The organism is Cupriavidus sp. FW216-B1 (assembly GCF_058789195.1).
Genome location: NZ_JBYTEL010000020.1, coordinates 12,805 through 39,622, shown reverse-complemented (window position 1 = coordinate 39,622; position 26,818 = coordinate 12,805). Strand labels below are relative to the sequence as shown.

25 protein-coding genes are annotated in these 26,818 nt (G+C 69.4%); 9 read left to right on the top strand and 16 right to left on the bottom strand.

Annotation, left to right across the window (positions count from 1 at the left end):
- Nucleotides 1-130 precede the first annotated feature (130 nt).
- A complete protein-coding gene (locus AC3WXD_RS28195; RefSeq protein ID WP_492325115.1) occupies nucleotides 131-814 on the top strand; it encodes a hypothetical protein in 684 nt (227 codons plus the stop codon).
- Nucleotides 815-822: 8 nt separating this feature from the next.
- Here AC3WXD_RS28195 and AC3WXD_RS28190 read toward each other — a convergent pair whose 3' ends face one another.
- The gene (locus tag AC3WXD_RS28190; RefSeq protein WP_020202465.1) at nucleotides 823-1,782 is read right to left on the bottom strand and encodes a VTT domain-containing protein; all 960 of its coding nucleotides are present in this window, start codon (nucleotides 1,780-1,782) and stop codon (nucleotides 823-825) included.
- 244 nt (nucleotides 1,783-2,026) lie between these two features.
- On the opposite strand from AC3WXD_RS28190, the gene AC3WXD_RS28185 reads away from it, so the two are divergent.
- Both AC3WXD_RS28185 and AC3WXD_RS28180 read left to right on the top strand, forming a co-directional pair.
- The gene (locus AC3WXD_RS28185) at nucleotides 2,027-2,548 is read left to right on the top strand and encodes a cupin domain-containing protein (protein ID WP_492325114.1); all 522 of its coding nucleotides are present in this window, start codon (nucleotides 2,027-2,029) and stop codon (nucleotides 2,546-2,548) included.
- A gap of 87 nt (nucleotides 2,549-2,635) precedes the next feature.
- A complete protein-coding gene (locus tag AC3WXD_RS28180; RefSeq protein ID WP_029043486.1) occupies nucleotides 2,636-2,989 on the top strand; it encodes a DUF1304 domain-containing protein in 354 nt (117 codons plus the stop codon).
- Between the two features lie 36 nt (nucleotides 2,990-3,025).
- Here the strand turns inward: AC3WXD_RS28180 and AC3WXD_RS28175 are convergent, their stop codons facing one another.
- The gene (locus AC3WXD_RS28175; protein ID WP_492325113.1) at nucleotides 3,026-3,532 is read right to left on the bottom strand and encodes a hypothetical protein; all 507 of its coding nucleotides are present in this window, start codon (nucleotides 3,530-3,532) and stop codon (nucleotides 3,026-3,028) included.
- Nucleotides 3,533-3,854: 322 nt separating this feature from the next.
- Between AC3WXD_RS28175 and AC3WXD_RS28170 the strand changes: the two genes are divergently transcribed.
- Entirely contained in the window at nucleotides 3,855-4,703 is an 849-nt protein-coding gene (locus AC3WXD_RS28170; protein WP_029043485.1) for an IclR family transcriptional regulator domain-containing protein, read from the top strand.
- A 63-nt stretch (nucleotides 4,704-4,766) separates the two neighbouring features.
- Here AC3WXD_RS28170 and AC3WXD_RS28165 read toward each other — a convergent pair whose 3' ends face one another.
- From AC3WXD_RS28165 to AC3WXD_RS28130, 8 genes are all read right to left on the bottom strand, one after another.
- Complete coding sequence (locus tag AC3WXD_RS28165; protein WP_020202460.1) at nucleotides 4,767-5,516, bottom strand: flagellar brake protein; 750 nt, start codon at nucleotides 5,514-5,516, stop codon at nucleotides 4,767-4,769.
- A 306-nt stretch (nucleotides 5,517-5,822) separates the two neighbouring features.
- Nucleotides 5,823-6,416, bottom strand: coding sequence for an RNA 2',3'-cyclic phosphodiesterase (thpR, locus tag AC3WXD_RS28160; protein ID WP_454732566.1), 594 nt, complete (start codon nucleotides 6,414-6,416; stop codon nucleotides 5,823-5,825).
- A 41-nt stretch (nucleotides 6,417-6,457) separates the two neighbouring features.
- Nucleotides 6,458-7,375, bottom strand: a complete 918-nt coding sequence (locus AC3WXD_RS28155) for a 2OG-Fe(II) oxygenase (RefSeq protein WP_059412092.1) — start codon at nucleotides 7,373-7,375, stop codon at nucleotides 6,458-6,460.
- A 62-nt stretch (nucleotides 7,376-7,437) separates the two neighbouring features.
- The gene (locus AC3WXD_RS28150) at nucleotides 7,438-8,094 is read right to left on the bottom strand and encodes a hypothetical protein (RefSeq protein WP_020202457.1); all 657 of its coding nucleotides are present in this window, start codon (nucleotides 8,092-8,094) and stop codon (nucleotides 7,438-7,440) included.
- 131 nt (nucleotides 8,095-8,225) lie between these two features.
- Nucleotides 8,226-9,602, bottom strand: coding sequence for a cytochrome-c peroxidase (locus AC3WXD_RS28145; RefSeq protein ID WP_029043483.1), 1,377 nt, complete (start codon nucleotides 9,600-9,602; stop codon nucleotides 8,226-8,228).
- 185 nt (nucleotides 9,603-9,787) lie between these two features.
- Entirely contained in the window at nucleotides 9,788-12,073 is a 2,286-nt protein-coding gene (locus AC3WXD_RS28140) for an alkaline phosphatase family protein (protein WP_454732563.1), read from the bottom strand.
- A gap of 451 nt (nucleotides 12,074-12,524) precedes the next feature.
- Complete coding sequence (locus tag AC3WXD_RS28135; protein ID WP_454732562.1) at nucleotides 12,525-13,061, bottom strand: methylated-DNA--[protein]-cysteine S-methyltransferase; 537 nt, start codon at nucleotides 13,059-13,061, stop codon at nucleotides 12,525-12,527.
- Nucleotides 13,058-14,545: an AlkA N-terminal domain-containing protein gene (locus AC3WXD_RS28130; protein WP_492325112.1), complete on the bottom strand. Its 1,488-nt coding sequence runs from the start codon at nucleotides 14,543-14,545 to the stop codon at nucleotides 13,058-13,060. The genes AC3WXD_RS28135 and AC3WXD_RS28130 overlap by 4 nt, the downstream gene beginning before the upstream one ends.
- A 168-nt stretch (nucleotides 14,546-14,713) precedes the next feature.
- Between AC3WXD_RS28130 and AC3WXD_RS28125 the strand changes: the two genes are divergently transcribed.
- The 3 genes from AC3WXD_RS28125 (at nucleotide 14,714) to AC3WXD_RS28115 (ending at nucleotide 20,100) form a co-directional block, all read left to right on the top strand.
- A complete protein-coding gene (locus AC3WXD_RS28125) occupies nucleotides 14,714-17,566 on the top strand; it encodes a M16 family metallopeptidase (RefSeq protein ID WP_492325111.1) in 2,853 nt (950 codons plus the stop codon).
- A 319-nt stretch (nucleotides 17,567-17,885) separates the two neighbouring features.
- Nucleotides 17,886-18,314, top strand: coding sequence for a hypothetical protein (locus AC3WXD_RS28120; RefSeq protein ID WP_052165853.1), 429 nt, complete (start codon nucleotides 17,886-17,888; stop codon nucleotides 18,312-18,314).
- 475 nt (nucleotides 18,315-18,789) lie between these two features.
- On the top strand, nucleotides 18,790-20,100 hold the full coding sequence (locus AC3WXD_RS28115; RefSeq protein WP_020202449.1) for an MFS family transporter: 1,311 nt from the start codon (nucleotides 18,790-18,792) through the stop codon (nucleotides 20,098-20,100).
- A 50-nt stretch (nucleotides 20,101-20,150) separates the two neighbouring features.
- Here the strand turns inward: AC3WXD_RS28115 and AC3WXD_RS28110 are convergent, their stop codons facing one another.
- The 5 genes from AC3WXD_RS28110 to AC3WXD_RS28090 all read right to left on the bottom strand — a co-directional run bounded on the left by AC3WXD_RS28110 (nucleotide 20,151) and on the right by AC3WXD_RS28090 (nucleotide 23,862).
- Nucleotides 20,151-20,939 carry an ImmA/IrrE family metallo-endopeptidase gene (locus tag AC3WXD_RS28110; protein ID WP_492325110.1) on the bottom strand — a complete coding sequence of 263 codons (789 nt, stop codon included), beginning with the start codon at nucleotides 20,937-20,939 and terminating at the stop codon, nucleotides 20,151-20,153.
- Nucleotides 20,940-21,069: 130 nt separating this feature from the next.
- Entirely contained in the window at nucleotides 21,070-22,227 is a 1,158-nt protein-coding gene (locus AC3WXD_RS28105; RefSeq protein ID WP_059412086.1) for an acyl-CoA dehydrogenase family protein, read from the bottom strand.
- 155 nt (nucleotides 22,228-22,382) lie between these two features.
- Nucleotides 22,383-22,790, bottom strand: a complete 408-nt coding sequence (locus AC3WXD_RS28100; protein WP_492325109.1) for a lysozyme inhibitor LprI family protein — start codon at nucleotides 22,788-22,790, stop codon at nucleotides 22,383-22,385.
- 151 nt (nucleotides 22,791-22,941) lie between these two features.
- Nucleotides 22,942-23,262, bottom strand: coding sequence for an H-NS histone family protein (locus tag AC3WXD_RS28095; protein WP_020202445.1), 321 nt, complete (start codon nucleotides 23,260-23,262; stop codon nucleotides 22,942-22,944).
- A gap of 270 nt (nucleotides 23,263-23,532) precedes the next feature.
- Nucleotides 23,533-23,862, bottom strand: coding sequence for a hypothetical protein (locus AC3WXD_RS28090; RefSeq protein ID WP_492325108.1), 330 nt, complete (start codon nucleotides 23,860-23,862; stop codon nucleotides 23,533-23,535).
- 355 nt (nucleotides 23,863-24,217) lie between these two features.
- Here AC3WXD_RS28090 and AC3WXD_RS28085 point away from each other — a divergent pair, with 355 nt between their 5' ends.
- Together AC3WXD_RS28085 and AC3WXD_RS28080 are read left to right on the top strand one after the other, a co-directional pair.
- Nucleotides 24,218-25,174: a LysR family transcriptional regulator gene (locus AC3WXD_RS28085; RefSeq protein ID WP_020202444.1), complete on the top strand. Its 957-nt coding sequence runs from the start codon at nucleotides 24,218-24,220 to the stop codon at nucleotides 25,172-25,174.
- Between the two features lie 134 nt (nucleotides 25,175-25,308).
- A complete protein-coding gene (locus AC3WXD_RS28080; protein WP_020202443.1) occupies nucleotides 25,309-25,782 on the top strand; it encodes an aminoacyl-tRNA deacylase in 474 nt (157 codons plus the stop codon).
- 47 nt (nucleotides 25,783-25,829) lie between these two features.
- Here AC3WXD_RS28080 and AC3WXD_RS28075 read toward each other — a convergent pair whose 3' ends face one another.
- A complete protein-coding gene (locus AC3WXD_RS28075; protein ID WP_492325158.1) occupies nucleotides 25,830-26,783 on the bottom strand; it encodes a Bug family tripartite tricarboxylate transporter substrate binding protein in 954 nt (317 codons plus the stop codon).
- Nucleotides 26,784-26,818 lie beyond the last annotated feature (35 nt).

Genomic DNA, 26,818 nt, shown 5'->3' with positions numbered 1-26,818 from the left:
TGAAGGCGTGATGCGGTACAGCGCGCCGCTTCCGTTCGGCAGCCCACCAAGCGGGCATGTTCAGCCTGTGCGCTTCGGTGTATGGTTGCGCACCTGATGCGGTCCCTGCCCCAGTGGCTATTCTTTTTGCATGACGTCCTGCCCGAATGCTCCCGCCGGCGCGCTGCTGCCGCGCTGCCTGTCCATCTTCGCCGCCTGCGCCGCGCTGGCGGCCCTGCCGGGCTGCGAGCGCGAGGCGGGCACGCCGGCCGCCCCGGCGCCGGCCTCCGCCGCGCAGGCCGCGCGCGACGACGATGCCGCGCCGCCCGATGACGCGCCCGCCTTCGCCCCCGCGCCGCTGGCGCGCCCGCTGGTGGCGCTGCGCGGGCTGACCAGCATGGCGGACGTGCAGGCGGCCTGGGGCAAGCCGCCCGAGATCACGCCCAACCAGGAGGAATGCGGCACGGCGCTGGACGAAGAGCACCTCATGGACTACCGCTACCCGGACGCGCTGATCGAGGTGGGTCGCAGCGGCGACGCCGTGATCCGCGCGCTGCACGGCATCCCGGCGGGCCTGACGCTCAAGCTCGAAGGCCGCGACATCACCGCCGCCACCACGCTGGGCCAGCTCGACGCGGCGCTGCGCCGGAACCCGCACTGGAAGATGGCCGAGGCGCCCGGCAAGGTGCGCAGCCCGTCCGACCGCGACGAGGGCGACCCGCTCGAGCACCTGGACTACACCACGCTGTACACGCTGGACGGCGACGGCGACCAGTACCGCCTGTATTTCCTCGGCGAGCGGCTGGTCGGTTACGCCTACTGGGTCGGCTGCTAGAACCGCGCTCAGGAAGCGCGCGGCGCGGGTTCCTGGGCCAGGTCTTCCACGGCGGAGGCGCTGTCCTGCAGGCGCTTCCATTCGTCGAAGCCGCCGGCCAGCGCCCAGGTGTTGAGGTAGCCCGCGGCCTGCAGCCGCTCGGCGAGGATCGCGGCGGACACCTCGTTCGGGCACGCGCAGTAGATGACGATCTCGGTGGTCACGGGATGCGCCGCCAGCATCTCCAGCGGCGCGTGCAGGTCCATCGTCATGGCGCCGGGAATGCGCTCCTCGGCGCTGCTGCGCACGTCGAGCACGAGCGGGCCGCGCTCGCCGCCGCGGCGCGACTCCAGTTCCTCGACCGTCATGCGGCGCACGCGGCGGGTGCGCCGCAGCAAGCGCACGCGCCGCACGAACTTGTACGCCACGAAGGCCGCGAACGCGCCCACCACCGCCATCACCGCCACCGGGCCGTAGGTGCTGAAGGCGAGCAGGATCACTTCCACGAAATCGGTAAACACGATGCCGATCAGCAGCGCGCCGCCGGCCCACACCAGCGCGCCCAATGCGTCGTAGAACAGGAATACCGGGAACGGCGTGGCGGTCATGCCGGCCATCGCCGTGGACAGCGCGCCCGCGCCGGGCAGCAGCTTGGCGAACACCAGCGAGCGCGGGCCCACGCGCAGGTAGAGCGACTGGGTCTGGCGGATGCAGCTGTCGGGCGAGATCGAGACGCGGCAGATGGTGCGCAGCATCGGCTGGCCCAGCCGCTTGCCGGCGAAATACCACGCGGTGTCGGCGATCAGGCAGGCCACGATGACCGCCGCCAGCACCACGCCGATCGACGGGCCGGTCTCGCGCATGCCGAGCGCGCCGGCCACGAACAGCATGGGCACGGCCGGCACCGGCAGCCCGGCCTGCTCGGCCAGCACATTGAGAAACACCAGCACCACGCCGTGATTCTCCAGCAAGGTCTTCAGTTCGCCCACACCGCCCACGCCACGCTCCGCGTCATTGCCTGCCCAAGATCTCTGGCGGCGCGCACGGGATGTCCGCGCCGGCGGGCATAGGCGCTAGTGTGCCACCACCGCGCCGCGCATGCGGGCGCCGTCTTGCATGGTTGCCTCAAAATCCCTGAAGCCACGCCGCGCTGACTTTTCCGCAGGCAGCAGGCATCATGTCGGCTCCCGTTATCATGCACGTTCCATTCACCTCCCGCCCCCGGAGCCACGCATGCCCGCCGACCCCGCCCTGCAAGACCAGCTGATCGCGCGTTTCGGCCTGCGGGCGCATCCCGAGGGCGGCTACTACCGCGAAACGCACCGCGACAGCGCGCGCGTGGCGCGCGAAGGCGCCGGCGGCGCGGCCACGCACGCCGCCTCCACGGCGATCTACTACCTGCTGTGCGAGCGGGCGTACTCGGCGTGGCACCGCATCCGCGCCGACGAGGTCTGGCACTTCTACGCCGGCTGCCCGCTCCACGTGCACGTGCTGGAGGCGGACGGCAGCCTGACCACGCACCGGCTCGGCAACGCGCTCGAACATGGCGACGCGGTGTTCCAGGCGGTGGTGAAGGCGGGCTGCTGGTTCGCCGCCGAGCGCAGCGACCCGGACGGCTTCTCGCTGGTCGGCTGCACGGTGGCGCCCGGCTTCGAGTTCAGCGAGTTCGAGCTGGCCGACGCCGCCAGCCTGCGGGCCGCGTACCCGCGGCACGCGGCGCTGATCGCGCGGCTGGCGCCGGCCGCGCCGGGCTGAACCGGCTACCCTCGACGATTGCCCGCGACGTTCCCGCAACGATTCCAACGATTCCCAACCCGCCGTACTTTCCCGAGAGCCTTGTCCATGAAATGGTTGTCCCTTGCAGCGGTCGCGCTGGTGGCGCTGGAGCACGTCTACATCATGGTGCTGGAGATGTTCCTGTGGGACAGGCCGCGCGGCCTGCGCGCGTTCGGGCTGACGCAGGAATTCGCCACCGCCACGCGGGCGCTGGCGGCCAACCAGGGCCTCTACAACGGCTTTCTCGCCGCCGGCCTGCTGTGGGGGCTGGCCGGCGCGGCGGTGCCGGTGCAGCTGTTCTTCCTGGGCTGCGTGCTGGTGGCCGGAGTGTTCGGCGCCTTTACGGCCAACCGGCGCATCCTGTGGCTGCAGGCCGTGCCGGCGGCGGTGGCCATCGCGCTGGTGCTGCTGGCCCGCTGAAGGTCCGCCGAAGACCCGCTGAAGACCCGCGCGGCTTCAGCCCGGGCGGCGGTATTCGTTCTCGATCCAGTCCGCGGCGCTGGCCTTGCTCAGCTTGAACGCGGGCGACACGCGCACCTGGGCCAGTTCCTCGCCGAACTCGTCGCGGGCGCGCAGCACGGCGTAGGGATTGTCCTCGTCGGGCACGATGTCGAGCGTCACGGCAATGCGCGCGGTGTCGGTGTCCACCAGCACGCTCTTGTGCAGCATGGCGTGCAATTGCTGCTCGTGGCGGCGCAGCACCTCGGAGGCGGTCTTGACCAGCGTGGAGAACGCGCCGGCGTCGAGCGGCTTGGGGTTCTTCTTGTCGCGGCCCATCGTCCACGGGCCGACCAGGGCGGGCTCGGGCTCGCCGTCCTTGATCATGGCCACGGCCCAGCCGTCGTCGTCCTCGTTCTTGAGTACGCGGGCGGTCCAGCCGTCGGCGCGCCACAGGCGCGCTTCCTGGATCTTGTCGGCGTCATCCGCGGCTTGGTCGCCGGACGGTTCGGGCTGGTCGGTCATGGCAGGATCGGCATGGGAAACAAGGGCGCGATTCTACCCGCCCCGGCGCGGACCCGGCATTGAGCCTTGTCCGATACTTCGATCCCCTCCGAAGTTGTATTCAATGTCTTGATGTGCCGTCCTATGCTGGAGGCGTCGCCAAGACCCCCGTCTTGATGGCACCCTTCGATGTCGCCGCCACCTTGGGACGGCGACGTTTTTTTGCCCGCCGCGCGGGCCGCGGGCACCATTGCGAGGCGGCGCGCACAAGAAAAGCGCTGGCCCGGTGGGCCGAGGGGGTTTAAGATGCGCGATTATCGAACGACATGCGCGCAATCGCCCAATGGACGCCTCCCTTCCGAGCAGCCCTGGCCAGGCACCGGCCGCCACTGTCCGCGTCGCCCGTCCCCAGGCCGACCTTCTCAACAGCTTCTCCGGCGACCCCAACTTCATGCTGTCGCTGGCGCGCGGCCTGAGCGTGCTCGAGGCTTTCTCCGAACGTAAGCGCCCGCTGACCATCTCCCAGGTGGCGCAGCGCACGCAGTTGTCGCGGGCCTCGGTGCGGCGTTGCCTGTACACGCTGGAGCAGCTCGGCTACGTCAGCCAGCAGGGCGGCCAGTTCGCGCTGCGCCCGCGCGTGCTGCACCTGGGGCATGCGTATTTCTCGTCCACCGCGCTGGTGTCGCTGGCCCAGCCCATCCTCGACGGCCTCAGCGCGCGCATCCAGCAGACCTCGGCGCTGGCCATCCTCGACGACACCGACATCCTGTACCTGGTGCGCTCGGAAGTGCAGCGCGTGCTCACTTATTCACTCGGCATGGGCAGCCGGCTGCCGGCCTACTGCACCTCGATCGGGCGCCTGCTGCTGGCGCACCTGGCCGAGCCGGCGCTGGAAGATTTCTTCGACCGCGTGGACCTGCGCCCGCGCACCTTGCAGACCAAGATCTCGCGGCCCGAGCTGGAAACCAGCTTCGCCAACGCGCGCGAACTGGACTATGTGGTGGTGGACGAGGAACTGGAGCCCGGCCTGCGCGCGATCGCGGTGCCGGTGCGCGGGATTTCCGGCAGCGTGATGGCCGGCATCAGCGTCAGCATGAAGGCCACGCAGGTGTCCGAGGCGGAAATGGTCACGCGGCTGCTGCCGCCGATGCGCGAGGCCGCGGTGGCCATCGGCAAGCTGATCGCCGCGTAGGCGGCTGAAAGTGGCTGAAACGTCTGGAACGGCGGGCAACGCGCCCGCCGCTTGCCGCCGCGCTCAGCCGCGGCTGGCGAGCTCCAGCGAGAACACCAGGCGCTGCAGGAAATTCTCCATGCGGCCGTCGAGATTGGCGAAGGCGCAGCCGAAGTGATGCAGGGCGCTGTCGTCGCGCCCGGCCAGCCAGTGGCCCACCACCTGCAGGTTCAGGTCGACCTTGCCCAGCGGGCCGAAGTCCAGCCGGGCGCCGGACACCGTGGTGCCGACCGGCAGGCGCGTGGCATCCACCGTCTTGGAGCGCAGGCCCACGCCGGACAGCGAAAGGTCGGCGATGTCGAGCTTGAGCTGGGCGCCGTCGGGCATCTTGATGCTGCAGCTATGCCCCTTGGTGAGCAGGGTGCGCGCGCGGAAATGGCGGCGGCGCTGCAGGTGATACATCTTCTCCGGGAACGGCGCGATGAAGGCGGGCGCCCCCTGGAACTCGGTGGCCTCGGGCGCGCCGATCACGAAATTCACGGGCACGCCGCGCAGCGAAGCGGAAAACGCATTCTCGCTGGAGGCCATCAAGGCCTGGCGCTCCGGCTCGGTGCGGCACCAGTCGAAGATGAAGGTGCGGCTGGCCGGATCCACGTGCAGGACGGTGGTGACCATCTCATGCGCGGTGCGCGCGCGCACGTTGACGATGCATTTCTGCCACGCCAGATCGCGCAGCACGGTGCCGATCTGCGAGGAGTGGGTGAGGCGGTAGCGATCGTCCGACGACGCGCCCGCGTCCTGATCGGATTGCTCCGAGGAATCTTGGAGACTCATGAAATCACGCAAACGTCTTGAGGGGCCTGCGTCGCGCCAGAGTGGCTTGCGACGGAAAACGGGCTGACCCGCGCGCGAGGTGCGGGCGTCAGCGCCGCAGCATGTTAAGCGCGGCGCCTGTCGCTGCGCAAGCTCTTGTTGGTTCAACGGCGAAGTGTGGCAAAACTTAAGCCAGACTTCCGTGGGGTGGCCGTCCGGCGGCGTTCGGGCACTGCCGGTGCGTGCGGCCCGGCCGCGTGCGCGTGGCGCGGGTGCCGGCGCGGTCACTCCCGCGAGCCCCGCAACCCGGCCCGGACGCCGCGGCGTTTACGCTTGCTGCGCCAGCGCGTAGGCGCGGCGGCACACGTGCTGCGCGCCGTCGGCCAGCAGGTGACTCTGGTAGAGCACGAAGCGCCCGACCGCGAACGGCGCGCCGGCCAGTTCCGCCTGCGCGGCGCGCCACGCCTGCAGCACGGCGTCCGGCACGGGCTGCATGCTGCGCGCGAGCGTGATGTGCGGCAGGAAGCCGGCATGGCGGCGATGCCCCGCCGCCGCCGGCGAGGCGGTGCCGTCGTCGCCGCAGCGATCCAGGGCCTGCCCGACGGCGGCGTGCAGCGCGTCGAGCGCGGCGCTGCGCGCGACGCCGGCCCACAGCACGCTGGCGCGGCGCCCGCGAAAGCAGCCGGCCTGCTGCACGGTCAGCGTGAACGCCGCGCACGCGACCCGCGCCAGCGCCTGTTCGATGCGCTGCGCGGCGGCCTCGTCGCGCTCGCCGAGAAAACGCAGCGTGAGGTGGACCTGATGCGGCGCCGCCAGGCGCATGCCCGCCGCGCGCGGCACGCGCGCGAGCAGCGCGCCGGCCAGCGCCGCGGGGACTTCGATTGCCACGAACAGGCGTGCCATCGGCTCGATCTTTTTCAAGGTGCCCGGCGCCGGGCACCAGCCGGGCATCAGCCCGCCAACTAGCCGGCCATCATGCGCGGCTCGCCGCCGGCCGGCACGAAGCGCCGCTGCCGCATCCACTTGGTGACGACCCATTTCTCGCCGGCCCGCACCGGCGCGCCCGTGTGCAGGGTCCTGCCGTCGAGCTGGCCGGCCGCATCGCAATACTCAAAATACACCGCATTGCCCTTGCGCGGCGAAACCGCGTAGCCGATCTCGGGAAACGCGGTCTCGCCGCCGGCCTCGACGTCGTTGAGATACACCACCAGCGTGCTCACGCGCTGGCCGCTGCGCGCCAGCGAAGCCTGGTTAGCCGCGTTGGTCGGCATCAGGAAGTCGTAGTGCGGCGAGCTTTGCGCGCCCACGCCGTAGCGCAGCACCTGCAGGCCCTCGCCGTTCTCCACCGGCAGCCGCATCAGCGCGGAGATACGCTGGTCGAGGCGCGCCACCAGCGCGTTTTCCTGCAGGCGGAAGAACATGCCGTGGCTGGTGCGCCCCTCGCTCACCACGGTGAAGCCGGTCGAGGGATCGACCGTGGTGGACGGCGCCAGGCGCGGCTGCGCCATCGCCACCAGCGCGTCGCACTCGTCGTGGCTCAGCACGCCCTCGAGCACGGCGACGATCGGCTGGTCCATGCGCGACAGCACGCGCACGTCGCGGTCGGCGGCGCGCAGCAGCGTGCCTTGCGCCAGGCGTGGGCCGCCCGCCGCGGCCGGCACGGCGCGGCTCACGGTGATGCTGTCGCGCGGCGCGGGCGTGCCCTCGCGCCGCGCGCGCGCGAAGGCCGCCACCAGCTCGCGCGCCACCAGCGGATCGTAGCCCTGCGAGGCCAGCGCCTGCGCCATGTGGTCGGGCGCGCCGCCGCGCTGCAGTCCCTGCGTGATCCAGTCGCGCAGGGCGGGAGGGAAGTGGATGGTGGCGAGCGTGGTTTCTGGCATGGCGGAAAAATGAGGAAACGGGCGCCGCGCGGCGGCGGATGCCGGCAGCGGCCCGGTCCGGGTCAGATCAGGTCGTCGTTCGGGAGCCAGCCGTGCGGCGTCAGGTGGAAGCCTTCACGCAGCTGCATGGTCCCGCTGCCTTCGATCACGCGCGCGGCCATCGGAAAGGCGCGCAGCGCTTCCGGCGTGCGCATCCACGGCGCGGCATCGAGCTTGTAGGTGAACATCACCGCCGTCTGGGTCTTGCCGTCGAACGTGCGCGGCGGCTCCCAGCCGATCACCTTGTCGAGCGTCAGCTTGGCCACGCACAGGTCGCCCGCATGCGTGACCTTCCCGCCGTCCGGGGCCGGAATCTGGACCGGCTGGCGCAGGTAGAATTTCTGGCCCTCCGCGGACAGCGCGTATTGCCGCACCTTCTTCTGCACGGTGCCGTCCTCGTTCTTGTAGTCGACCATCGCGTCCTTGGCGGTGACGATGCCGAGTTTCTCGAGCACCGGCATCTGCACCGCGTCGCGCTCGGTGATGGGGCCATCCTTGTATTCGACGTTTACCGGCCAGTCGTACTTCGCCAGGCACAGGTTGCCCTTGTGCGCGAGATAGTCGTTCAGCGCGGCGGCGAAGGTTGCCTGGTCGGTCTTGGCCGCCTCCTCGGCGGTCTTCGCCTGGTTGCACGCGGCCAGTGCGGTGGCAAGGCCCAGCACGCATATGGCGCGCGCCATGTTTCGGTTCCAGGTCGGGCAGTACGTCATGAAAATGGTCCATTCAGTTGATCGGGGTTGCGGGAGCGGCGTCATGCCGCCCCCGCCGCAAACGCCGCGCCGCGCGTTGCCGCGCGGCGCCGGGGATCGCGTCAATTCACGCAGGCGCCGCTGGTCGGCGGGTTGGCCGGCGGCTTGTAGCCGTCGGTCAGCGTGCCGAGAAAGCACACGAGATCCTGCACGTCCTGCTCGGACATCGGCGTCGGCGAGCCGGGGGCCCGGCCGTCGAGCGGCATCTGCGTGTCGATGTTGCCGACGTAGGCCGCCGGCAGGTCGTCGAACTTCTGCACGGTGCCGCCGACGTACTGCGTCGTGATCAGGCCGTAGGTCGGGAAGCTGGCGTCCGGCGTGGCCTTCGGCGTGCCACCGATCGTCGGATACCAGAGCTCGGGATTGGTGTCCCGCGTGTTGTAGAAGCGCACCAACTGCGTCAGCGAATGGATCACGCCATTGTGGAAGAACGCCTGGCGCGTCGCCGAATTGCGCACCGTCGGCGCCTTGAACATGCCGCAGAACGCATTGGCCGCGCCCGGGGAAGCGGGCAGGTGGTCGGTCCGGGCCGGGCCGCAGACACCCATGTCGAAATAGCCCGCAGTGGCGTTCGCCGGGATCTCCGGGTTGCGCGGCACGCTGATCGCCTCGTACGAGAAGTCGGTAAACAACGCGCTGCTGCCGTTGAAGCCCGCGCCCTGGTAGTGGCACGAGGCGCAGTTGCCGCGGTTCGCGTCGGTGAACACGGCAAGGCCGCGCTGCTCCGCCGCCGTCAGCTGCCCGCCGATCTTGTTGCCCGCCCACAGGTCGAACTTGCTGCTGTACGGGTGGAAGCTCGGGTCTTCGCGCTGGTACGCCTGGAGCGCGGCGGTGATGTTGTCGAACGCCGCGTTGGTGTCGCTGAAACCGTTGTCGCCGTATGCCTGCAGGTAGAGCGGCGCGTACGATGCCGCCTTCACCTTCGTCACCACGTCGGCGGGCGAGGCATTGTCCATCTCGACGGGATCGAGCAGGGGCAGCTTGGCCTGGTCGGCGAGCGTGGCCGCGCGCCCGTCCCACGTGAAGCCGCCGCCCGGCCCGGGCACGCTGATGCCGTCCGGGTTGTCGAGCAGGTCGGAGTACGGGGGCGTGTTGTCCTTGTAGCGCAGCGACGGCACCGCGCGCACGCCGGCCGACGCCAGGGCGGGGCCGCCGAGCTGGACCGCGAGATTGTTCGGCGGGCCGTATGCGTAGTTCGGATCGTGGCAGGTCGCGCACGACATCTTGCCGGAGCCCGACAACGTGCGGTCGAAGAAAAGCTGCTTGCCGAGCTGTGCCGCGAGGCTCAGCGCCGGCGTGCTCGGGGTGCCGGCCGCGGGTCCGCTCGGGCCGGTCGAAGGGTCGTTGCTGCCGGTCGTCGCGCCACTGCCGTCGCCGCCGCCACAGGCGGCCAGCATCAGCGAAAGCATGCACATGGCACCAGCCAAGAGCTTGCGCATGGTGAGTTCCTTTTGCGAGGTACGTCGGCCCCTGGGTTTGCCAGGTGTGCCGGGAAAGTCGATGTGAAGCGCTGGAACACGAATGGCCGGCGGCGGCTGGTCCTGCCCGCCGCCGCCGGCCCCGGGGCCGCGATGATGCGGCACGGCCGCTGCTGCCGCCGTGCCGCGCCCGCGCGGGCCGCGCCTTACTTGATTGCCCAGACGTTGGTCTGGTTGCCGTCCGGACCCACCTGCGCCGCCGTGTTCACGTCGGAAGACTGCTTCGCGGTGTAGGTCGCCGGGATCTTGTACGCATGGTTCATCGGGCGGACCGAGTCGAAGTGCGTATCGGCGCTACCCGCGTACTCCGGCAGGTTCAGGATGTTCTGCGCAATGAACTTCTCGGTGTACTTCGAGCGGTTCATGTACGAGGTATCGACCTGCGGATCGGCGATCTGGAACATGTCCTGCAGCGTGCGGACGAACGAGAAGTGGCTGTAGGCGTCGCTGTCGACCACGTGCTTGGGCGCGCCCGGCTGGTTGGTCAGCACCGCGTAGACCGATTCGCCGTGGCCGCGATTGCCGAGCGTGTAGTTGGCGATCGTCGAATCCACCGAGAACGTGCCGTCGGCATTCTGCTTCAGCGGATTGGCCAGCGTGCCGTTGGACGGGTTCCAGCCGCAGCACGAATTGAAGCCGGAGGTGGCCGTGCCTTCGTCGAACATCAGCACGATGGCAACCTTCTTCTGCCGGTTTGCCCAGAGCGGCGAGGACTGGATCTTGGTCACGAGCTTCTGCACGAAGTTGTCGCCGCGCGTGATGATCGCGTTGCCGCCGCAATCGCTCGCGGTGACGGTGCCGTCCGCCGTCTTCACCGTGATGCTGTGCATGTCGTCGCACTGGTCGGGCATCAGGAAGTTCAGGTTGCCGACGTCGCCGCTTTGCAGGTCGGCGCCGAGCTGGTCGACCACGTAGTTGGACGGGACCGTGTAGTCGGAGCTGTTCTTCAGCGCCGCATCCCACTGGCCGCCGCCGAGCGTGCGGTTGCTGAACTTCCATTCCGGCGCGCTGCGCACGTTCTGGTAGGCCATGCCCGGATGGTGCTTGGTCTTGTACAGGCCGGCCGGCATCGGCAGGATGGCCGTCGAACTGCCGACCTGCGTGGCGTTGCCGTTGAGCGTGCCCGGCGGGTAGACGTTGTCGGGCGCGGTAACGGCCGCGTCGGCGACGCTGTCGGTACGGAAGTCCTGGCCCGGGTTCATCGACTCGCTATAGGTGCGCCACGTCATGCCGGAAGCCGTGATCGCGTTGAACAGGTTCGGGTGGCCGACGATGTTGTGGTTGACGTTCGGCGTCGAGGTGCAGGTGGCCGAAAACGGCGACTTGGCCAGGCCGGGCTGCGTGTTGTCCGGCATCGGCGTGTCCTGCGGTGCGTTCGCGCCGGTCGCGTTGCAGTTCCACTGATTGTCGTCGGTGATGCCCCAGTCGTCGGCGCCGCCGAGCGCCGTGTAGTTCGGCTCGCTCGGGTTGCCGGTGGCGAAATAGCTGGTGAACTGGTTGCCGGCGGTCAGGTACTCGTTGATGTGGGGCGCATACGGCGAATTCAGGATGGTCTGCGTGCCCTTGTTTTCCAGCATCACGATGAAGATGTTGTCGTAACGCGGAATGCCTTCGAGGTTGAAGGCGGCCTGTTGCGCCTGCAGGAACGTGATCGGCTCGCGGGTGTCGGTGGTCGTCGCGGTGGCGGCCGTCACGTTGCCCATGCCGGTCAGTTCCGGGTCGCCGCCGGAGACGGACAGCGCGTCCGGATAGAGATCGCCCCGGTCGAACTTCTTGGTCGCGTAGGTGAAGCGGTTGGCGAGCTGGTTGGCCTCGGTCAGCAGGGCCGACTGCGTCGCGCCGGATGCCGCGTTGAGGTCCGACAGCACCGCGTCGGCGCCGACGCCGACGCGCTGGGCCAGGTTTGCCTTCTCGACGGCGTAGGTCGTGCTGTTCGCTTCGACCAGGCGCTGCACTTCGCTCGACAGCGGGCTGATCACGACGCTGCTGCCGATCTGGTCATTCACCTGCGCCAGCGATGCGCGCAGCGCGACGCGGCTGCCCACGGCGGCCCCCGTTCCGGTATTGATCGCCGACGCGCCAACGTCGGCGATCAGCGCGACCGGCGCGCTGACGCTCAGCTTGAAGGCGCCATGCGAATCGGTGGTGACCGGGTTTTCCGAGGTGTCGCACTTGCCGTTGCCGTTGGCATCGGCGCAGACCAGCGCGCCCTGATAGTAACCAGCCTTCAGCGTGGGCTGGGCCGCGCTGCCCGGAACGAAACCACTGGCGGCGACGACGCCGGCAATGGTCTGCTGGGTCTGGCTCGGGCCAGTGCCGGCGCCGGTGCCTGCGCTGGCATTGTCGTCTCCGCCGCCGCAGGCGGTCAGCACGCAGGCCGATGCGACTGCAGTCAGGATGAGAATACTGCGGGGTGATTGGAACGATGACATTCCTACTCCGGGATATGTGAGGACCTACCGTTTTTATTGAGAAGCTCGGGGGAACTGCAAGAAAATCGAGCTGTTGTGAGGCGCCGGTAGTATTGGTCGATCACATGACAGGTCGGTGTCGTGGAACCATTAAGCACTTCATGAAATGTTAAATCTTATTACATGCGTAATTACATGATATTTATGTTTATGGATGTATGGACATTTCACGCGATGAACGCCGCGCCGCGCCGCGGCGGCTGGCGGGATGCGGCGCGGCGGGGACCGGCGCGCCCGGCGATGCGGATTTCTCCGCGTATTGAAGCATACGCGGCGGCCGAGGCCGATTGCATTTATTCGGCCGATGCCGGGCATCGTGGGAATTAAATCCGAATAAATGTCCTTTTTATTTCTTAATGACCTGACATTGTTCCGGCGAATAAATCGGCAAGGCGGGCCGGCGCCCTCCCGCTCATGCAAATGCCAACGCCGACTGACGCAGGATGGGCAGCGCGGTCGCCGCGGCGGTGCCCTCGAGCCGCAGCAGCGCCCGCTTGCGGTCGGTGCCGCCGGCATAGCCGGTGAGGCCGCCGCCGGCGCCCAGCACGCGGTGGCACGGCACGATCACCGAGAGCGGGTTGCGGCCCACCGCGCCGCCCACGGCGCGCGCGTGCGTGGGCGGCAGGCCCAGCTCGGCGGCGAGTCCGCCGTAGGAGACGGTCTCGCCGAACGGGATCGCGCACAGGGCCTGCCACACGGCATGCTGGAACGCGCTGCCGCCCAGCGCCAGCGGCACCGTGAAGGCCCGCAGGCGCTCGGCGAAATAGTCGTCGAGCTCGCCGGCGGCCTGCTCGAAGACGGCCCGCGCGGCGGCGGGCACGGCCGCGGCCGGCGTGGCCGCCGCGGGATAGTATTTCTGCCCCACGAAGAACAGCCCGCTCAGGCGGGCCTCGTCGGCACGCAGCAGCACGTCGCCGAGCGGGCTGGGGATGATGCGGTAGGCAATCATGGCGTGTCCTTTTTCTCTGCCTTTTCCTGGCCGGCCGGCGCCGGCTCCTTGCGTTCCTCATAACGCCGCCACAGGTGGATGGCGGCGTAGGCCCGCCACGGGGCCCACTGCGCGGCGTGCTGCTTCATGGCGCGCACGGTGGCGATGCCGAGCACCTTGCGCAGCGCGTAGTCGGTGCCGGGAAACGCGTCCGGCCAGCCCAGCGCGCGCATCGCCACGTATTGCGCGGTCCAGTCGCCCACGCCTTCGATCGCGCACAGGCGCGCGATGGTTTCCTCGGGCGCGGCGCTCGGATCAAGCTTCAGTTCGCCGGCCGCGACGCGGCTGGCGATGGCGCGGATGGCGCGGCCCTTGGCCAGCGGGATGCCGATCTCGCGCAGCGCTTCGGGCGTGACCTGCGCCAGCGCGGCGGCACTCGGGAAGCCATGGCGCAGGCCCGGCGCGGGCTGCGCCAGCGCGGGGCCGTGATGCGCGGCCAGGCGCGCCAGCAGCGTGCGCGCGTGCCTGACCGAGATCACCTGGCCCACCACCGCGCGCACGGCGATCTCGAAGCCGTCCACCGCGCCGGGCAGGCGCATGCCGGGCACCTCGGCGGCGAGCGGGCCGAGGTGGCGGTCCACCACGTCGGGCCGGCAGCCCAGGTCGCACAGCCGGCGCACGCGCCCCAGCGCTTGCGGAATCACGTGCGCGAGCGTGCCGGACAGCGCCACGCGCACCACGTGGCGGCGCGGCACGTGCTCGAGCCGCAGCCAGCCCAGGTGCGTGGCGCCGCCGCTGTCGATGGCCAGCGTGCGCGCGTAGGTGCCGTCGCCGAGCTGCTCGATGCCGTCCACGGCGCGCACGCCGACGAACTGCAGCCACGCGGCCCAGGCCAGCGGCGGGCGGTATCCGAGCTCGAACACGAGCTCGTCGGCCACGTTGTCGGCGGCGCGCCTGCGCATGGCCAGCGGCGTGAGTCCGTAGCGCGTCTTGAGCACGTCGTTGAAGCGCCGCACGCTGCCGAAGCCGGCGGCATGCGCGACATCCGTCACCGTCAGCGCGGTGTCGGTCAGCAGGCGCTTGGCCAGCAGCAGCCGCTGGGTCTGCGCGTATTCCAGCACCGAGACGCCGAACTGCGCGTCGAACAGCCGGCGCAGGTGGCGCTCGGTGACGCCGATGCGCGCGGCCAGCGCGGCCACGCCGGCATCCACCATGAAACCTTCGTCGATCAGCGTGGCGGCGGCCTGGGCCAGCCGCCCGGACAGGTCCGACAGGCCGTGCCCCGGCGCCAGCTCCGGCCGGCAGCGCAGGCACGGGCGGAAGCCGCGCTTCTCGGCCGCCGCCGCGGTCTCGTAGAACGTGCAGTTCTCGCGCTTGGGCGTGCGCACCGCGCATACCGGCCGGCAATAGACCCCGGTGGACGACACGCCCACGAAGAAGCGCCCGTCGAAGCGGCGGTCGTGCGAGGCCACGGCCTTGTAGCAGGTGTCCGGATCGAGTTTCATAGCGTGCATGCTAACCCGCCGCGCGCGCGGCATTAGCCGGATTCGGACATTTGCCTTGGCCTGCTGCGGTGCGGCAAAACGCGGAAATTTCGGAAAACGCGGCGCCGTGCCGCCACGCCGCGCGGCAGCGGCTAGAATCGGCCTCCGGACTTCTCTTGCCGCCTTCGCATGCGCCACGCTCTCCAGCGCCTTACCTGCCTGCTCGCCCTCGCCTTCAGCACCGCCGCGCCCGCGGCGCCCGCCGTGCCGCCCGCCGTGCCGCCCACACCCGCCGCCACCGCGCCGGCGCAGGTGGCCAGCGCCGAGGGCATCACCGAATACCGCCTGCCCAACGGCCTGCGCGTGCTGCTGGCGCCCGACGCGGCGCAGCCCGTGACCACGGTCAACATGACCTACCTGGTCGGCAGCCGCCACGAGAACTACGGCGAGACCGGCATGGCGCACCTGCTCGAGCACCTGCTGTTCAAGGGCACGCCGTCGCTGCCCGGCAACGCCATCGCGCAGGAGCTCACGCGCCGCGGCATGCAGTTCAACGGCACCACCGGCTTCGACCGCACCAACTACTTCGAGAGCTTCTCCGCCAGCGAGGAGAACCTGGACTGGGCGCTGAAGATGGAGGCGGACCGCATGGTCAACAGCTTCATCGCGCGCGCCGCGCTCGACAGCGAGATGACGGTGGTGCGCAACGAGATGGAGCGCGCCGAGAACGAGCCCGGCCCCATGCTGGCGCAGCAGATGCGCGCGGCGGCCTACCGCTGGCACAACTACGGCAAGGTGCCGATCGGCGCGCGCAGCGACGTGGAGCACGTCGCCATCGGCAACCTGCAGGAGTTCTACCGCCGCTACTACCAGCCCGACAACGCGGTGCTGGTGGTGGCCGGCAAGTTCGACGCGGCCGCCACGCTGGCGCGCATCGGCGCGTACTTCGGCCCGATTCCGAAGCCGGCGCGCACGCTGCCGGCGCAGTACACCGTGGAGCCGCCGCAGGAAGGCACGCGCGAGGTCACGCTGCGGCGCGCCGGCGACGCGCAGATGGTGGCCGTGCAGTACCACATCGCGCCGGGCGCGCACCCGGACGTGGTGGCCATGCAGCTGCTGGCGGACATCCTCTCCGACGGCGCCGGCGGGCGCCTGTACAAGGCGCTGGTCGAAACCGGCCGCGCCACCTGGCAGTCCGGCTCGGTGGCGGCCATGCGCGACCCCGGCTCGGTGCTATTCGCCGCCGGCGTGAGCAAGACGCAGGACCTGGAAGCCGCGCGCGCGGCGCTGGTGGCGCAGGTGGAAGGCTTCGGCGCGCACCCGGTGACGCAGGTGGAGCTGGACCGCGCGCGCACCCGCCTGCTCAACGCCTACGAGCGCCTGCTGGAGAATCCGGCCGGCTACGCGGTGGCGCTGTCCGAGGCCATCGCTAAGGGCGACTGGCGCCTGCTGCTGATCGCGCGCGACCAGGCCGCGCAGGTCACGCTGGCCGACCTGCAGCGCGTGGCGCAGAACTACCTGCGCCCGAGCAACCGCACGCTCGGCCGCTTCATCCCGCTCGACATGCCTGGCCAGGCGGCCGACGCCGCGCTGGCGCCGGCGGCGATGCCCGCCGCGCCGGACGTCGCGGCGCTGGTGGCCGGCTTCCGGCCCCAGCCGGCCAAGGCCGAGGTGGCCGCCTTCGATCCCAGCCCGGAGAACATCGAGGCGCACACGCTGCGCGGCGCGCTGGCCAACGGCATGCAGTTCGCGCTGCTGCCCAAGCCCAGCCGCGGGCAGACCGTGAGCGGGCGCATCGTGCTGCGCATGGGCGACCTCGACAGCCTGCGCGGGCTGGGCGCGGCCGGCGACCTCACCGCCGCCATGCTGATGCGCGGCACGACCAGCCTGGACCGGCAGCAGATCTCGGACCGCCTGGCCGCGCTCAAGGCCTCGGTCTCGGTGCAGGGCGACGAGGAAGCGGTCACGGTGCGCTTCGAGGCGCGGCGCGACACGCTGGCGCAGACGCTAGCGCTGATCCGCGACGTGCTGCGCGCGCCGAGCCTGCCCGCGGCCGAGTTCGAGACGCTGCGCGCCAACGCCATCGCCGGCATCGCCAGCGGGCTGGGACGGCCGGAGACGATCGCCGCCACCGCGCTCGGGCGGCACGGCAACCCCTACCCCGCCGGCGACCCGCGCTACGTGGCCACGCCGCAGGAAGACATGGACGCGCTCACGCGGCTGACGCTGGAGGACGTGCGCGCCTTCCACGCGCGCTTCTACGGCGCGGACAACGGGCAGGTCGCGCTGGTCGGCGACTTCGACCAGCCGGCGGCGCGCGCCCAGCTGGCCAGCCTGTTCGGCGACTGGCGCGCGCGGGCGCCCTATGTCCGCATCGCGCGCCCGTTCGTGGCGCTGCCGCCGGCCAGCCTGACCCGCGAGACCGCCGGCAAGGCCAATGCCGTCTACATGGCGGCGCTGCCGGTGCCGCTGACCAGCGACGCGCCCGACTATCCGGCGCTGGTGATCGCCAACCGCGTCTTCGGCGGCAACCCGCTCAAGAGCCGCCTGGCCGACCGCCTGCGCCAGCAGGACGGCATCAGTTACAGTGTGGGCAGCTTCGTGCGGGTCGGCGCGCTCGACGGCAACGGGCGCTTCGGCATGCAGGCGGCCTATGCGCCGCAGAACCTGGACAAGCTCCGGCGCGGCGTGCAGGAGGAACTGGCGCGGCTGGCGGCGCGCGGCATCACGGCGGAGGAGCTGGGGCAGGCCAGGAGCGGCCTGCTGCAGCAAGGCGCGCTGGCGCGCACCAGCGACGCATCGCTGGCCGGCATGCTGGCCAGCCACTTGTTCCTGGGACGCACCATGCGCTATGTCACGAAGTTCGAGCAAGGTATCGCCACGGCGAGCGTCGAGCAGGTCAACGCGGCGATCCGCCAGTACCTGGACCCGGCCAGGGTGGTCCAGATATACGCCGGAGATTTCTCTGTCACGGCAGCGCAAAACGCCGGCGCCACCATGAAGACGGACAGCGCGGCGGAAACGGCAACGCCGTCCCCCTGAAACGACGAGACTGGAGGAAAATGGAGGCCGCCGCGGGCGCCGCAGGCCGCTCGCGGCGCGGCAACGCGGACGGCCCGGGGGCAACCCCTTGCTGCAACCGCGCGTTGACTGTATATTCGTACAGTATATAAGAGACGTTATCGGAACAAAGCCGAACGATCCTGGCCACGACGCACGCGGCCGCGGACGGCACGAACGGTTCGGCCGGTGCATTCAGCCGGCATAGTCAGCCGGTAGTTGCCGTGACCGCACTGCCGCGACCGCGCAATGACGCCAGGATTTTTTTGATAGTGTCTCCAAGTCGATATAAGAGGTGTGGATGTCAATAGTGCGAGCTAGCAGCAAAGCAGAAGCGCTTCGGCTTCTCGCATCGAAAGATGTGCTGGCCCTTGAGCTGGACTATGAGACCGGATGGCAGGATGCCGTCGAACTGGGCCGGCTCGGAGAGAAACGCGGCATTAAAGTGCAGTACCGGGGACAGGAAAGCATCGCCGTCCATTCACGCGAAGCCCTGATCGAGGGGCTGGCCAAGACCAAGACCACCTTCCGCCAACGCAACCTGTATTGCCAGTTCGACCTCGGCACGCTGGCCGACCACGAACTGCTCGATCTCGAGGCCAAGGCCACCCGGCTGGGCGACTACATCCTGGCGGGCCACCTGCTCCGGGACGTGGACGCCGTGTGGCCGCAGGAAGCGCAGGAGCCGCGCCAGGAACAGCGCACGGAACCGCCGCAGGAAGCGCAGTAGCGCGCGCGGCAGGACACGCAGCAAGGACACCGCAGGCACCGCGCTTCCGCGGCCTGCACGGCTGTCCGCGCCGCCAGGGCAGACCGCATTGGCGTGGCCGCGACGGTGCACGCCAGCACGCGCCATCTTCCGGGAAACGCGCCCGCGCAACCGCGCCGCGTGCCGCCGAAGGCGGCGCGCCCCATCGACCCATCCCCAGCATGGATCCCCCCTTCCGCGCCGGAGCCGGCGCGGGATGCGTTCGTGCCTTGTGCCGGCGCGCGGCTCGCCGCATCCGCCGCGCGAGAAAACCGGCCGTCCGGAATGTCACGCCGTGACAGGTCCATACGCGCCATGTCGCGCCGCCGCCATGCGGCGACAGGCGCGCAGGACGGCCGCGCCGGCGCAATCGCAGTACACTGGACGCCTGCATGCCGGCTTGGCCCCCGTGGCCTCCTTGGCGCGGGGCGGCATGACGAAATCAAAAAGGCAAATCATGACCGATCTCTCCGCCCCCGTTTTTACCGCTCCCCCAACCGCAGAAGAAAAACGCAAGCGCATCTACGCGATCGTCGCCGCATCGTCCGGCAACCTCGTCGAGTGGTTCGATTTCTACGTCTACGCGTTCTGCGCGATCTACTTCGCCGGCTCGTTCTTCCCCAAGTCCGACCCCACCGCGCAACTGCTCAACACCGCGGGCGTGTTCGCCGCGGGCTTCCTGATGCGCCCGATCGGCGGATGGCTGTTCGGCCGCATCGCCGACCGCCACGGCCGCAAGAACTCGCTGCTGCTGTCGGTGACGATGATGTGCGGCGGCTCGCTGCTGATCGCCTGCCTGCCCACCTATGCCAGCATCGGCGCCTGGGCGCCCGCGCTGCTGCTGGTGGCGCGGCTGCTGCAGGGCCTCTCGGTCGGCGGCGAGTACGGCACCACCGCGACCTACATGAGCGAGGTCGCGCTCAAGGGCCAGCGCGGCTTCTTTTCCTCGTTCCAGTACGTCACGCTGATCGGCGGGCAGTTGCTGGCGGTGCTGGTGGTGGTGGCGCTGCAGCAGTTCCTCGACGAGCCGGAACTCAAGGCCTGGGGCTGGCGCATCCCGTTCGTGGTCGGCGCCATCACCGCCGTGATCGCGCTGTTCCTGCGCCGCACGCTGCATGAGACCACCTCGGCCGCCACGCGCTCGAGCAAGGAAGCCGGCACGCTCACCGAGCTGTTCCGCAACCACAAGGCGGCCTTCTTCACGGTGCTCGGCTACACCGCCGGCGGCTCGCTGATCTTCTACACGTTCACCACCTACATGCAGAAGTACCTCGTCAACACGGCCGGCATGTCGATCAAGACCGCCAGCTACGTGATGACGGGCTGCCTGTTCCTCTACATGTGCATGCAGCCGCTGTTCGGCATGCTGTCGGACCGCATCGGCCGGCGCAACAACATGCTGCTGTTCGGCGCGCTCGGGGCGCTCGGCACGGTGCCGGTGATGACCGCGCTCAAGGCGGTGCACAGCCCGTTCGCCGCGTTCGTGCTGATCTCCGTGGCGCTGGCCATCGTCAGCCTCTACACCTCGATCAGCGGCATCGTGAAGGCGGAGATGTTCCCGACCGAGGTCCGCGCGCTCGGCGTGGGGCTGGCCTATGCGGTGGCCAACGCGGTATTCGGCGGCTCGGCCGAATACGTCGCGCTCGATCTCAAGTCGCTCGGCCACGAGTCGAGCTTCTACTGGTACGTGACGGCGATGATGGTGATCGTGTTCGCCGTCAGCTTCCGGCTGCCGCGCCAGGCGAAGTACCTGCATCACGAGCATTGAGCGGGAATTGAGCGGGCATCGATGATGCGCCGGGGACGTGGCCCCGGGCGCTAGCGCGGAAACGCCGCGGGCCGGCGCTGCCCCGCGCGCGCGGCGGCATGCCTGGGCCCGAAGGACAGGCCGATGCCGATGCCGTCTTCCCACGCCATGTGCGTGCCCGCCAGATCGGCGGCGGGCAGGCCGAACGCGGTCTCGCTGGCCCACGTGCCGAGCGGGCGGCCGTCGCATCCGAGCGTGAGCACGGCGCGCTGCGCGGTGTAGGACAGCCAGCGCCGCGCCACGTGCGGCAGCGGCAGGCCGAGGCGCCGCGCCAGCGCGGCCAGCGCGTCGAGGTCCACCGCGCCGGGCAGGTGGCGGCGGCACGCCTCCAGCGGCATCAGCAGCCGGGCCGCGAAGGCATAGGCCAGGCCGCCGGCCGATTCGTCGTCCGGCATCGCCATCAGCGCCTCGTCGGCGCATTCCACGAACTCCAGTCCGGGACCGCCAAGCAACTGGCGGCCGAGCAGGTACGCGATCATGAAGCGCGCGCGCGGCGCGGGCAGGCGGTCGCCGTAGAGGATGGTCCAGGCGCCGGTGCCGGTGCGGTAGAGCGCGCCGTCGAAGCTGCGCAGCGGCGCCGCCTGGACCGACGACACCGGATCGGCGCGGCCCAGCGCGCGGGCCGCGCCGAGCGCGAAGCGCGCGGCGTCGGGCGGCGCCTCGCCCTGCGGCATGGCGGCCGTCAACGCGGCGATGACCGGATAGCACAGGGCGCGGTCGGGCCGCGCGCCACCGTCGTGGACGGCCGGCGGCAGTTCGCCGCCGGGCGCAGGAACACGGGAAGCGGCGAACGCCATCATGAGTGGTCTCCGTCGGGGCAGCAGGACTGCGCGCTCTGCGGCCGCTGCGCGCGTGGGCGGCACGGGCCGCCGAGGAATGGCCGCGCGCGGCAGGGCGGGCCATGCCCGCGCCCGCCGCGCGCATGGCGGATCAGTCGCGCAGCAGTTGCTTGGCGATGATCAGTTGCTGGATCTGCGTGGTGCCTTCGTACAGGCGCAGCAGGCGCACGTCGCGGTAGAAGCGCTCGGCCTTGTACTCGGCGATGTAGCCGGCGCCGCCGTGGATCTGCACCGCGCGGTCGGCCACGCGGCCCACCATCTCGGTACAGAACATCTTGGTGCACGAGGCCAGCATGCTGACCTCCGGGTCGCTCTTGCCGGGCGTCTTGGCGTCGTAGCGCTGGGCGCAGTCGCGCACCATCGACAGGCCCGCGTAGAGCTCGGCCTGGCTGTCGGCCAGCATCGCCTGGATCAGCTGGAAATCGCCGATCGGCTGGCCGAACTGCTTGCGCTCCCTGGCGTAGGCCACGGCGTCGGTGATCAGACGGTGCGCCATGCCGCAGGCCAGCGCCGAGATATGCAGGCGGCCACGGTCGAGCACCTTCATGGCGGTCTTGAAGCCCACGCCCGGCACGCCGCCGATGATGTTGGCGGCCGGCACGCGCACGTTCTCCAGCACCACGTCGCAGGTCTTGGTGCCGCGCTGGCCCATCTTCTTGTCCGGCTTGCCCAGCGAGATGCCCGGGGTGTCGGCCGGCACGATGAACGACGAGATGCCCGAGGCGCCGGCGCCGCCGGTGCGCGCCATCAGCGTGAAGGCGCCCGCGCGCGGCGCGTTGGTGATGAAGCGCTTGGTGCCGTTGATGACGTAGTGGTCGCCGTCGAGCTCGGCCCGGGTCTGCAGCGAGGCCGCGTCGGAGCCGGCGTTGGGCTCGGTCAGCGCGAACGAGATGATGAGCTCGCCGCTGGCGATCCTGGGCAGGTAGGCCTGCTTCTGCGCCTCGGTGCCGTCCATCAGGATGCCCTGCGAGCCGATGCCGACGTTCGTGCCGAACACCGAACGGAACGCGAAGGCGGTATGGCCGAGGTCATACACCACATCGCATTCCTGCGACATCGACAGGCCGATGCCGCCGTAGTTCTCGGGGATGGAGATGCCGAACAGGCCCATCTCCTTCATGTCGGCGACGATCTCGGCCGGCACGTCGTCGGTTTCCTCGAGCGTGTCTTCGGCCGGCTTCAGGCGTTCGTCGATGAAACGCTGCACCGACGCGCGCAGCAGCGAAAAGGATTCGGCATCCAGGCTCATGGGGGAAATCTCCGGTCAAGGCAAACAACGATGTGGCCAACATGGTACGCCGTCACCGTATTTTGACAATCCCACACATCTTGGACAGACTGGATAGCCAGACTTTACAATCCCGTGGATATGCTTCAGCAGGCATATCCACGAAACCCGGATGGCTAATGCGAGGCGGCCTCGGTCGCGAGGTCGCCCAGTTCCTGCGCGCGGTCCGCGGTCATCTGCATGACGCAGGACGCGGCGCTCAGCCCCGCCAGGGTGCCGCCGTCGGGATCGGCCCGGAAGCCGCAGTTGGCATCGCGGAATTTCAGCCAGGCGCGCTGGGCGTCCAGCAGCGCCGGCTTGCGCGCGGGCGCGATGGCCTGCTGCAGGCGCTTGTAGGCCGCGTTCAGCGCCGTGTCCTGGCGCGCGGTTTCCGCGGCGATGCAGCCGTGCATGCCGGCGGTGGTGGCGTCGGGCCCGTTCATGCAGGCCGTGTACCGCGCCGAGAACGAACGCTCCGGACGCTCGCCCGCCTGCGCGCCGAGCGACGCCGCCAGCAGCAACGCCGCGCTCAAGGTTTTTTTCATCGGGAAAACGGGAAGGCGAAGGGGGAGAAACGGAAGAATGGAAGAACGGAAAAACGAGAAAACGGCGCCGGCAACGCCCGCCGCGCGCGGCGAGGCGCGCCGCGGCCGGGTCGATGGCAAAGCCGGGCGGCGCGCGAGCGCCGCCGCGCAATCAGGCTTCGGCGATCAGGAAACGCGCGCGGTTCTTGCCCAGCCATGCCGGGGCGCGGCCGCGGCCGGTCCAGGTGGCGCCGGTCTTGGGATCGCGGTATTTCGGCGGCAGCGTGCTCTTGGGCTTGGCGGCCTTGCCGTTGGCGCCGGATGCCGGACGGCCGCGACGGCGCTTGGGCGCGATGTCGTCGACCGTCAGCTCATATTCGGTCATCAGGCCCTGGATCTGGGCAATGACGCCAGCCACTTCGCTGGCGCGCATTTCCGCCAGCTTTGCTTCGAGCGCTTCCTTCTCCGCAATCAGTTGCTTGTATGTCGCCATTTGGATTCTCCTGGGGAGGGTTAATTGAATGATAGGGGGAAAATCGGATGCCGTAGCCTACCACGTTTGATTAATGAAAATATAGCCACGTAAGAACTTGATACAACCGTCCGAATTTCCTTGCCTATTGGCGCTGGCTGCCGCAGCGTGGATTGGTCCGATTGCGTCGATTGCGCGGATTGACAGGATTGGCGCGGATTCGCCACGGCCCAATGCACAGTCCGAAATGCCGGATTCACGTATTAGGCGAGGGGTTATTTCTCATTTCCATCATCGCCTTGATGGTTGCCGCGCCGCGGCATTCAGGCAATCGGCGCGCGCCCGAAAGGTAATCGAAAGCAAAAAAGCCGCCCAATTGCCCGCAACCGCCGCCGCTGGCGGCGTCCGGCGGCGCGCGCCGGCACCCGGCCGGGCCGTTTTGGGATATTGCACACAATTGGCAAAAATGACAGGAATTCCCCCCGAAACCGGCAAAGCCGGAGCTAAGCAGTATCCACTTTCCGGCCGCGGACTATCGCGATCCGCGCGCCCGGCTTCCGAATGCGGATGGCGAAATTGGCGCGGAAAGACGCGCATCGCGGCGCCGGACTTGAATCGCATTGGATTGCCTGCTTTGATTCAAACGCCCCCGCCCGCGCAATGCGAATTGGCGCGCCCGCATTGCATGCAGCGGCGGCATCCATTCTTTGCCCGCCGGCGCGCGGCGATGGCGGCGGACAAATCGCAGGTCCGCCGCGGGCCGGATTTGGGACCGGATTCATGCCCCGATTCAATTCGGCGAATACGGAATGCCGCCGCCTGCGCCGCGAGATAAACCCGCGCCTCGCGCCGCGCCGGAGAGCGGTGCGCCAACACCGCTAAACCCCCGCCCTTGAACCCCCCCCCGCCAACGCGGCTAAACTCCTGCCACGCCGCCACGCCGGCATGCTTTCACTGCAAGGATTTCAAGCGCCACATGGACCTCAACGCCCTTCGCCTGTTCGTGGACATCGTCGACGCCGGCAACCTGTCGGCCGCCGCGCGCAAGCTCAAGATGACGCGCGCCAACGTGAGCTACCACCTCAAGGCGCTGGAGGAAGCGCTCGGCGTGCAGTTGCTGCGCCGGACCACGCGCCACGTCGAGCCCACGCCCGTGGGCGCCGGCCTCTACGAGCACGGCCGCAACATCCTCGGCGAGGTGGCCGCCGCCAACGCGCTCATCAACAGCATGGGCAAGAGCCTGCAGGGCCATGTGCGCCTGTCGGTGCCGACCGGCCTGGGCCACGCGCTGATGTCGCAACTGCTGGTGAAGTTCAAGCACCGCTACCCGGACATCACGCTCGACGTGGTGTTCGACAACCGCATCCACAACCTGGTGTCCGAGGACGTGGAAGTGGCCCTGCGCATCATCTCCACGCCGCCCGACTCGGTGGTCGCCACCGAGATCGGCGTGGTCGAGTGGATCGTGTGCGGCTCGCCCGGCTATCTCGCCGCGCATCCGGCGCCGCGCGAACTGGCCGACCTGCGCGGCCATGCCATCGTGTGCGCCTCGCCGATCGGCCAGAAGCTCAAGGCCTTCGGCACGCGCGGCCACGGCGCCGACGCCGTGCGCGAGCAGGTGGCGCTGGAACCCACGCTCAGTTCGGAGAACTTCGCCTTCCTCAAGGACGGCGTGCTGGGCGACGTCGGCCTGGGCATCTTCCCGCTCTACGCCGTCGCCGACGAGCTGGCGGCGGGCACGCTGGTGGCGCTGCTGCCCGACTACCGCATCAGCGTGTTCGGCAGCCGGCTCTACATGCTGACCATGCCCAACCGCTACCAGACGATGGCCACGCGCTACCTGCTCAATTTCCTCAAGACCGAGCTCCAGGTCCTGTGGCCGGCGCCGCGGCAGGCCGGCACGCAGGCCGATGCAACTCACGGCGAGGACTGAGCCCCGCATGGCGCGGGCGTCACCGCCAACCGTTCCCCACCGATAGCGGCTTTGCATCCGGGCGGCGCCGTCTATAGTAGGAAGCGCAGGGGTCCCCCGGCCCAGACTGCAACGTACAGCGAAGGAGACGCATCATGGCCTTGGCTACCACCCTGGCAAATTGCCTGAACAGCAGGAACAGCCGTTTCGATACCATCCGCCATCCCTACACCCTCAGCAGCATGGCCACTGCCGAGGCAGCGCACGTTCCCGGAGACCGCCTGGCCAAGACCCTGTTGCTGGAAGACGAGATCGGCTACGTGGCCGTGGTGATCCCGTCCACGCATCACCTGAACCTGTCGGCGCTGTGCGCGCAGACCGGGCGCACGCTGATCCTCGCGCAGGAGGACGAGATCCGCGAAGTCTTCAAGGACTGCGACTTCGGCGCCATCCCGCCCGTGGCGATGGCGTACGGCATGCACACCTACCTCGACGACAGCCTGCTGGCCCAGCCCGAAGTGTTCTTCGAGGCCGGCGACCACCAGCAGCTGGTGCACATGAGCTGCGAGCAGTTCACCGAACTGATGGCCGGCGCCGAGCACGGCCGCTTTTCCCGCCACATGATGTAGGCCGGCGAATGCAGGCCCGCCGCGCGCGCGGCGAGCCTTTCGCCGCGCTACTGCAGACTGATCCCCGACTGCTTGACCAGCTTCTCCGTGCGCGGGATCTCGGCGCCCACCATCGCGCTGAAATCCGCCACCGAGCCGCCGCGCGGCTCGGCGCCCGTGGCCGCCAGCTTCTCGCGGAAGCCGGGGTCCTTGAGCAGCTTGTTGATCGACACGTTGAGCTTGTTGACCACGTCCGCCGGCGTGCCCTTGGGCGCGACGATGCCGTACCACGGCGCGATGTCGTAGCCGGGGTAGCCCTGCTCGGCGATGGTCGGGATGTCCGGCGCCATCGGCGAGCGCTTGCTGTTGGACACGCCCAGCGCGCGCAGCTTGCCGGCCTTCACGTAGGGCAGCCCGGTCATGATGGTGTCGAAGTACATCGATACCTGCCCCGACAGCAGCGCGGGAATCGCGTCGCCGGCGCCCTTGTACGGCACGTGCACGATGTCGATGCCTGCCAGCGCCTTGAGCATCTCGCCGGCCATGTGCGAGGTGGTGCCGGCGCCGAACGACGCATAGGTCAGCTTGCCCGGGTTGGCCTTGGCGTAGGCGATCATCTCCGGCAGCGTCTTGAACGGCAGGTCCGGGCTGGACAGCAGGATGTTGGGCGTATAGGCCACCACCGCGACCTTCTCGAACGCATCGGGATCGTAGCTGAGCTTCTTGTACAGGAAGCGATTGGTCACCATCGAGGCGGGGCCGGACATCAGCAGCGTGTAGCCGTCGCTGGGCGCGCGCGCCGCGGCCTCGCTGCCGATCATGGCCGCCGCGCCGGGGCGGTTCTCCACCACGAAGGTCTGGCCGTATTCCTTGCTCAGGCCGATGCCGATCTGGCGCGTGATCAGGTCGGTGGCGGAGCCGGCCTGGAACGGCACCACGATGCGCACCGGCTGCGTGGGCCAGTCGCGCGTGGTCTGGGCGAACAGCGAAGGCGCGGCGGCGCCCAGCAGGATGGCGAGCATCGCCGCGCGTCGTTTCTGGAATGAAGGATTTTGCA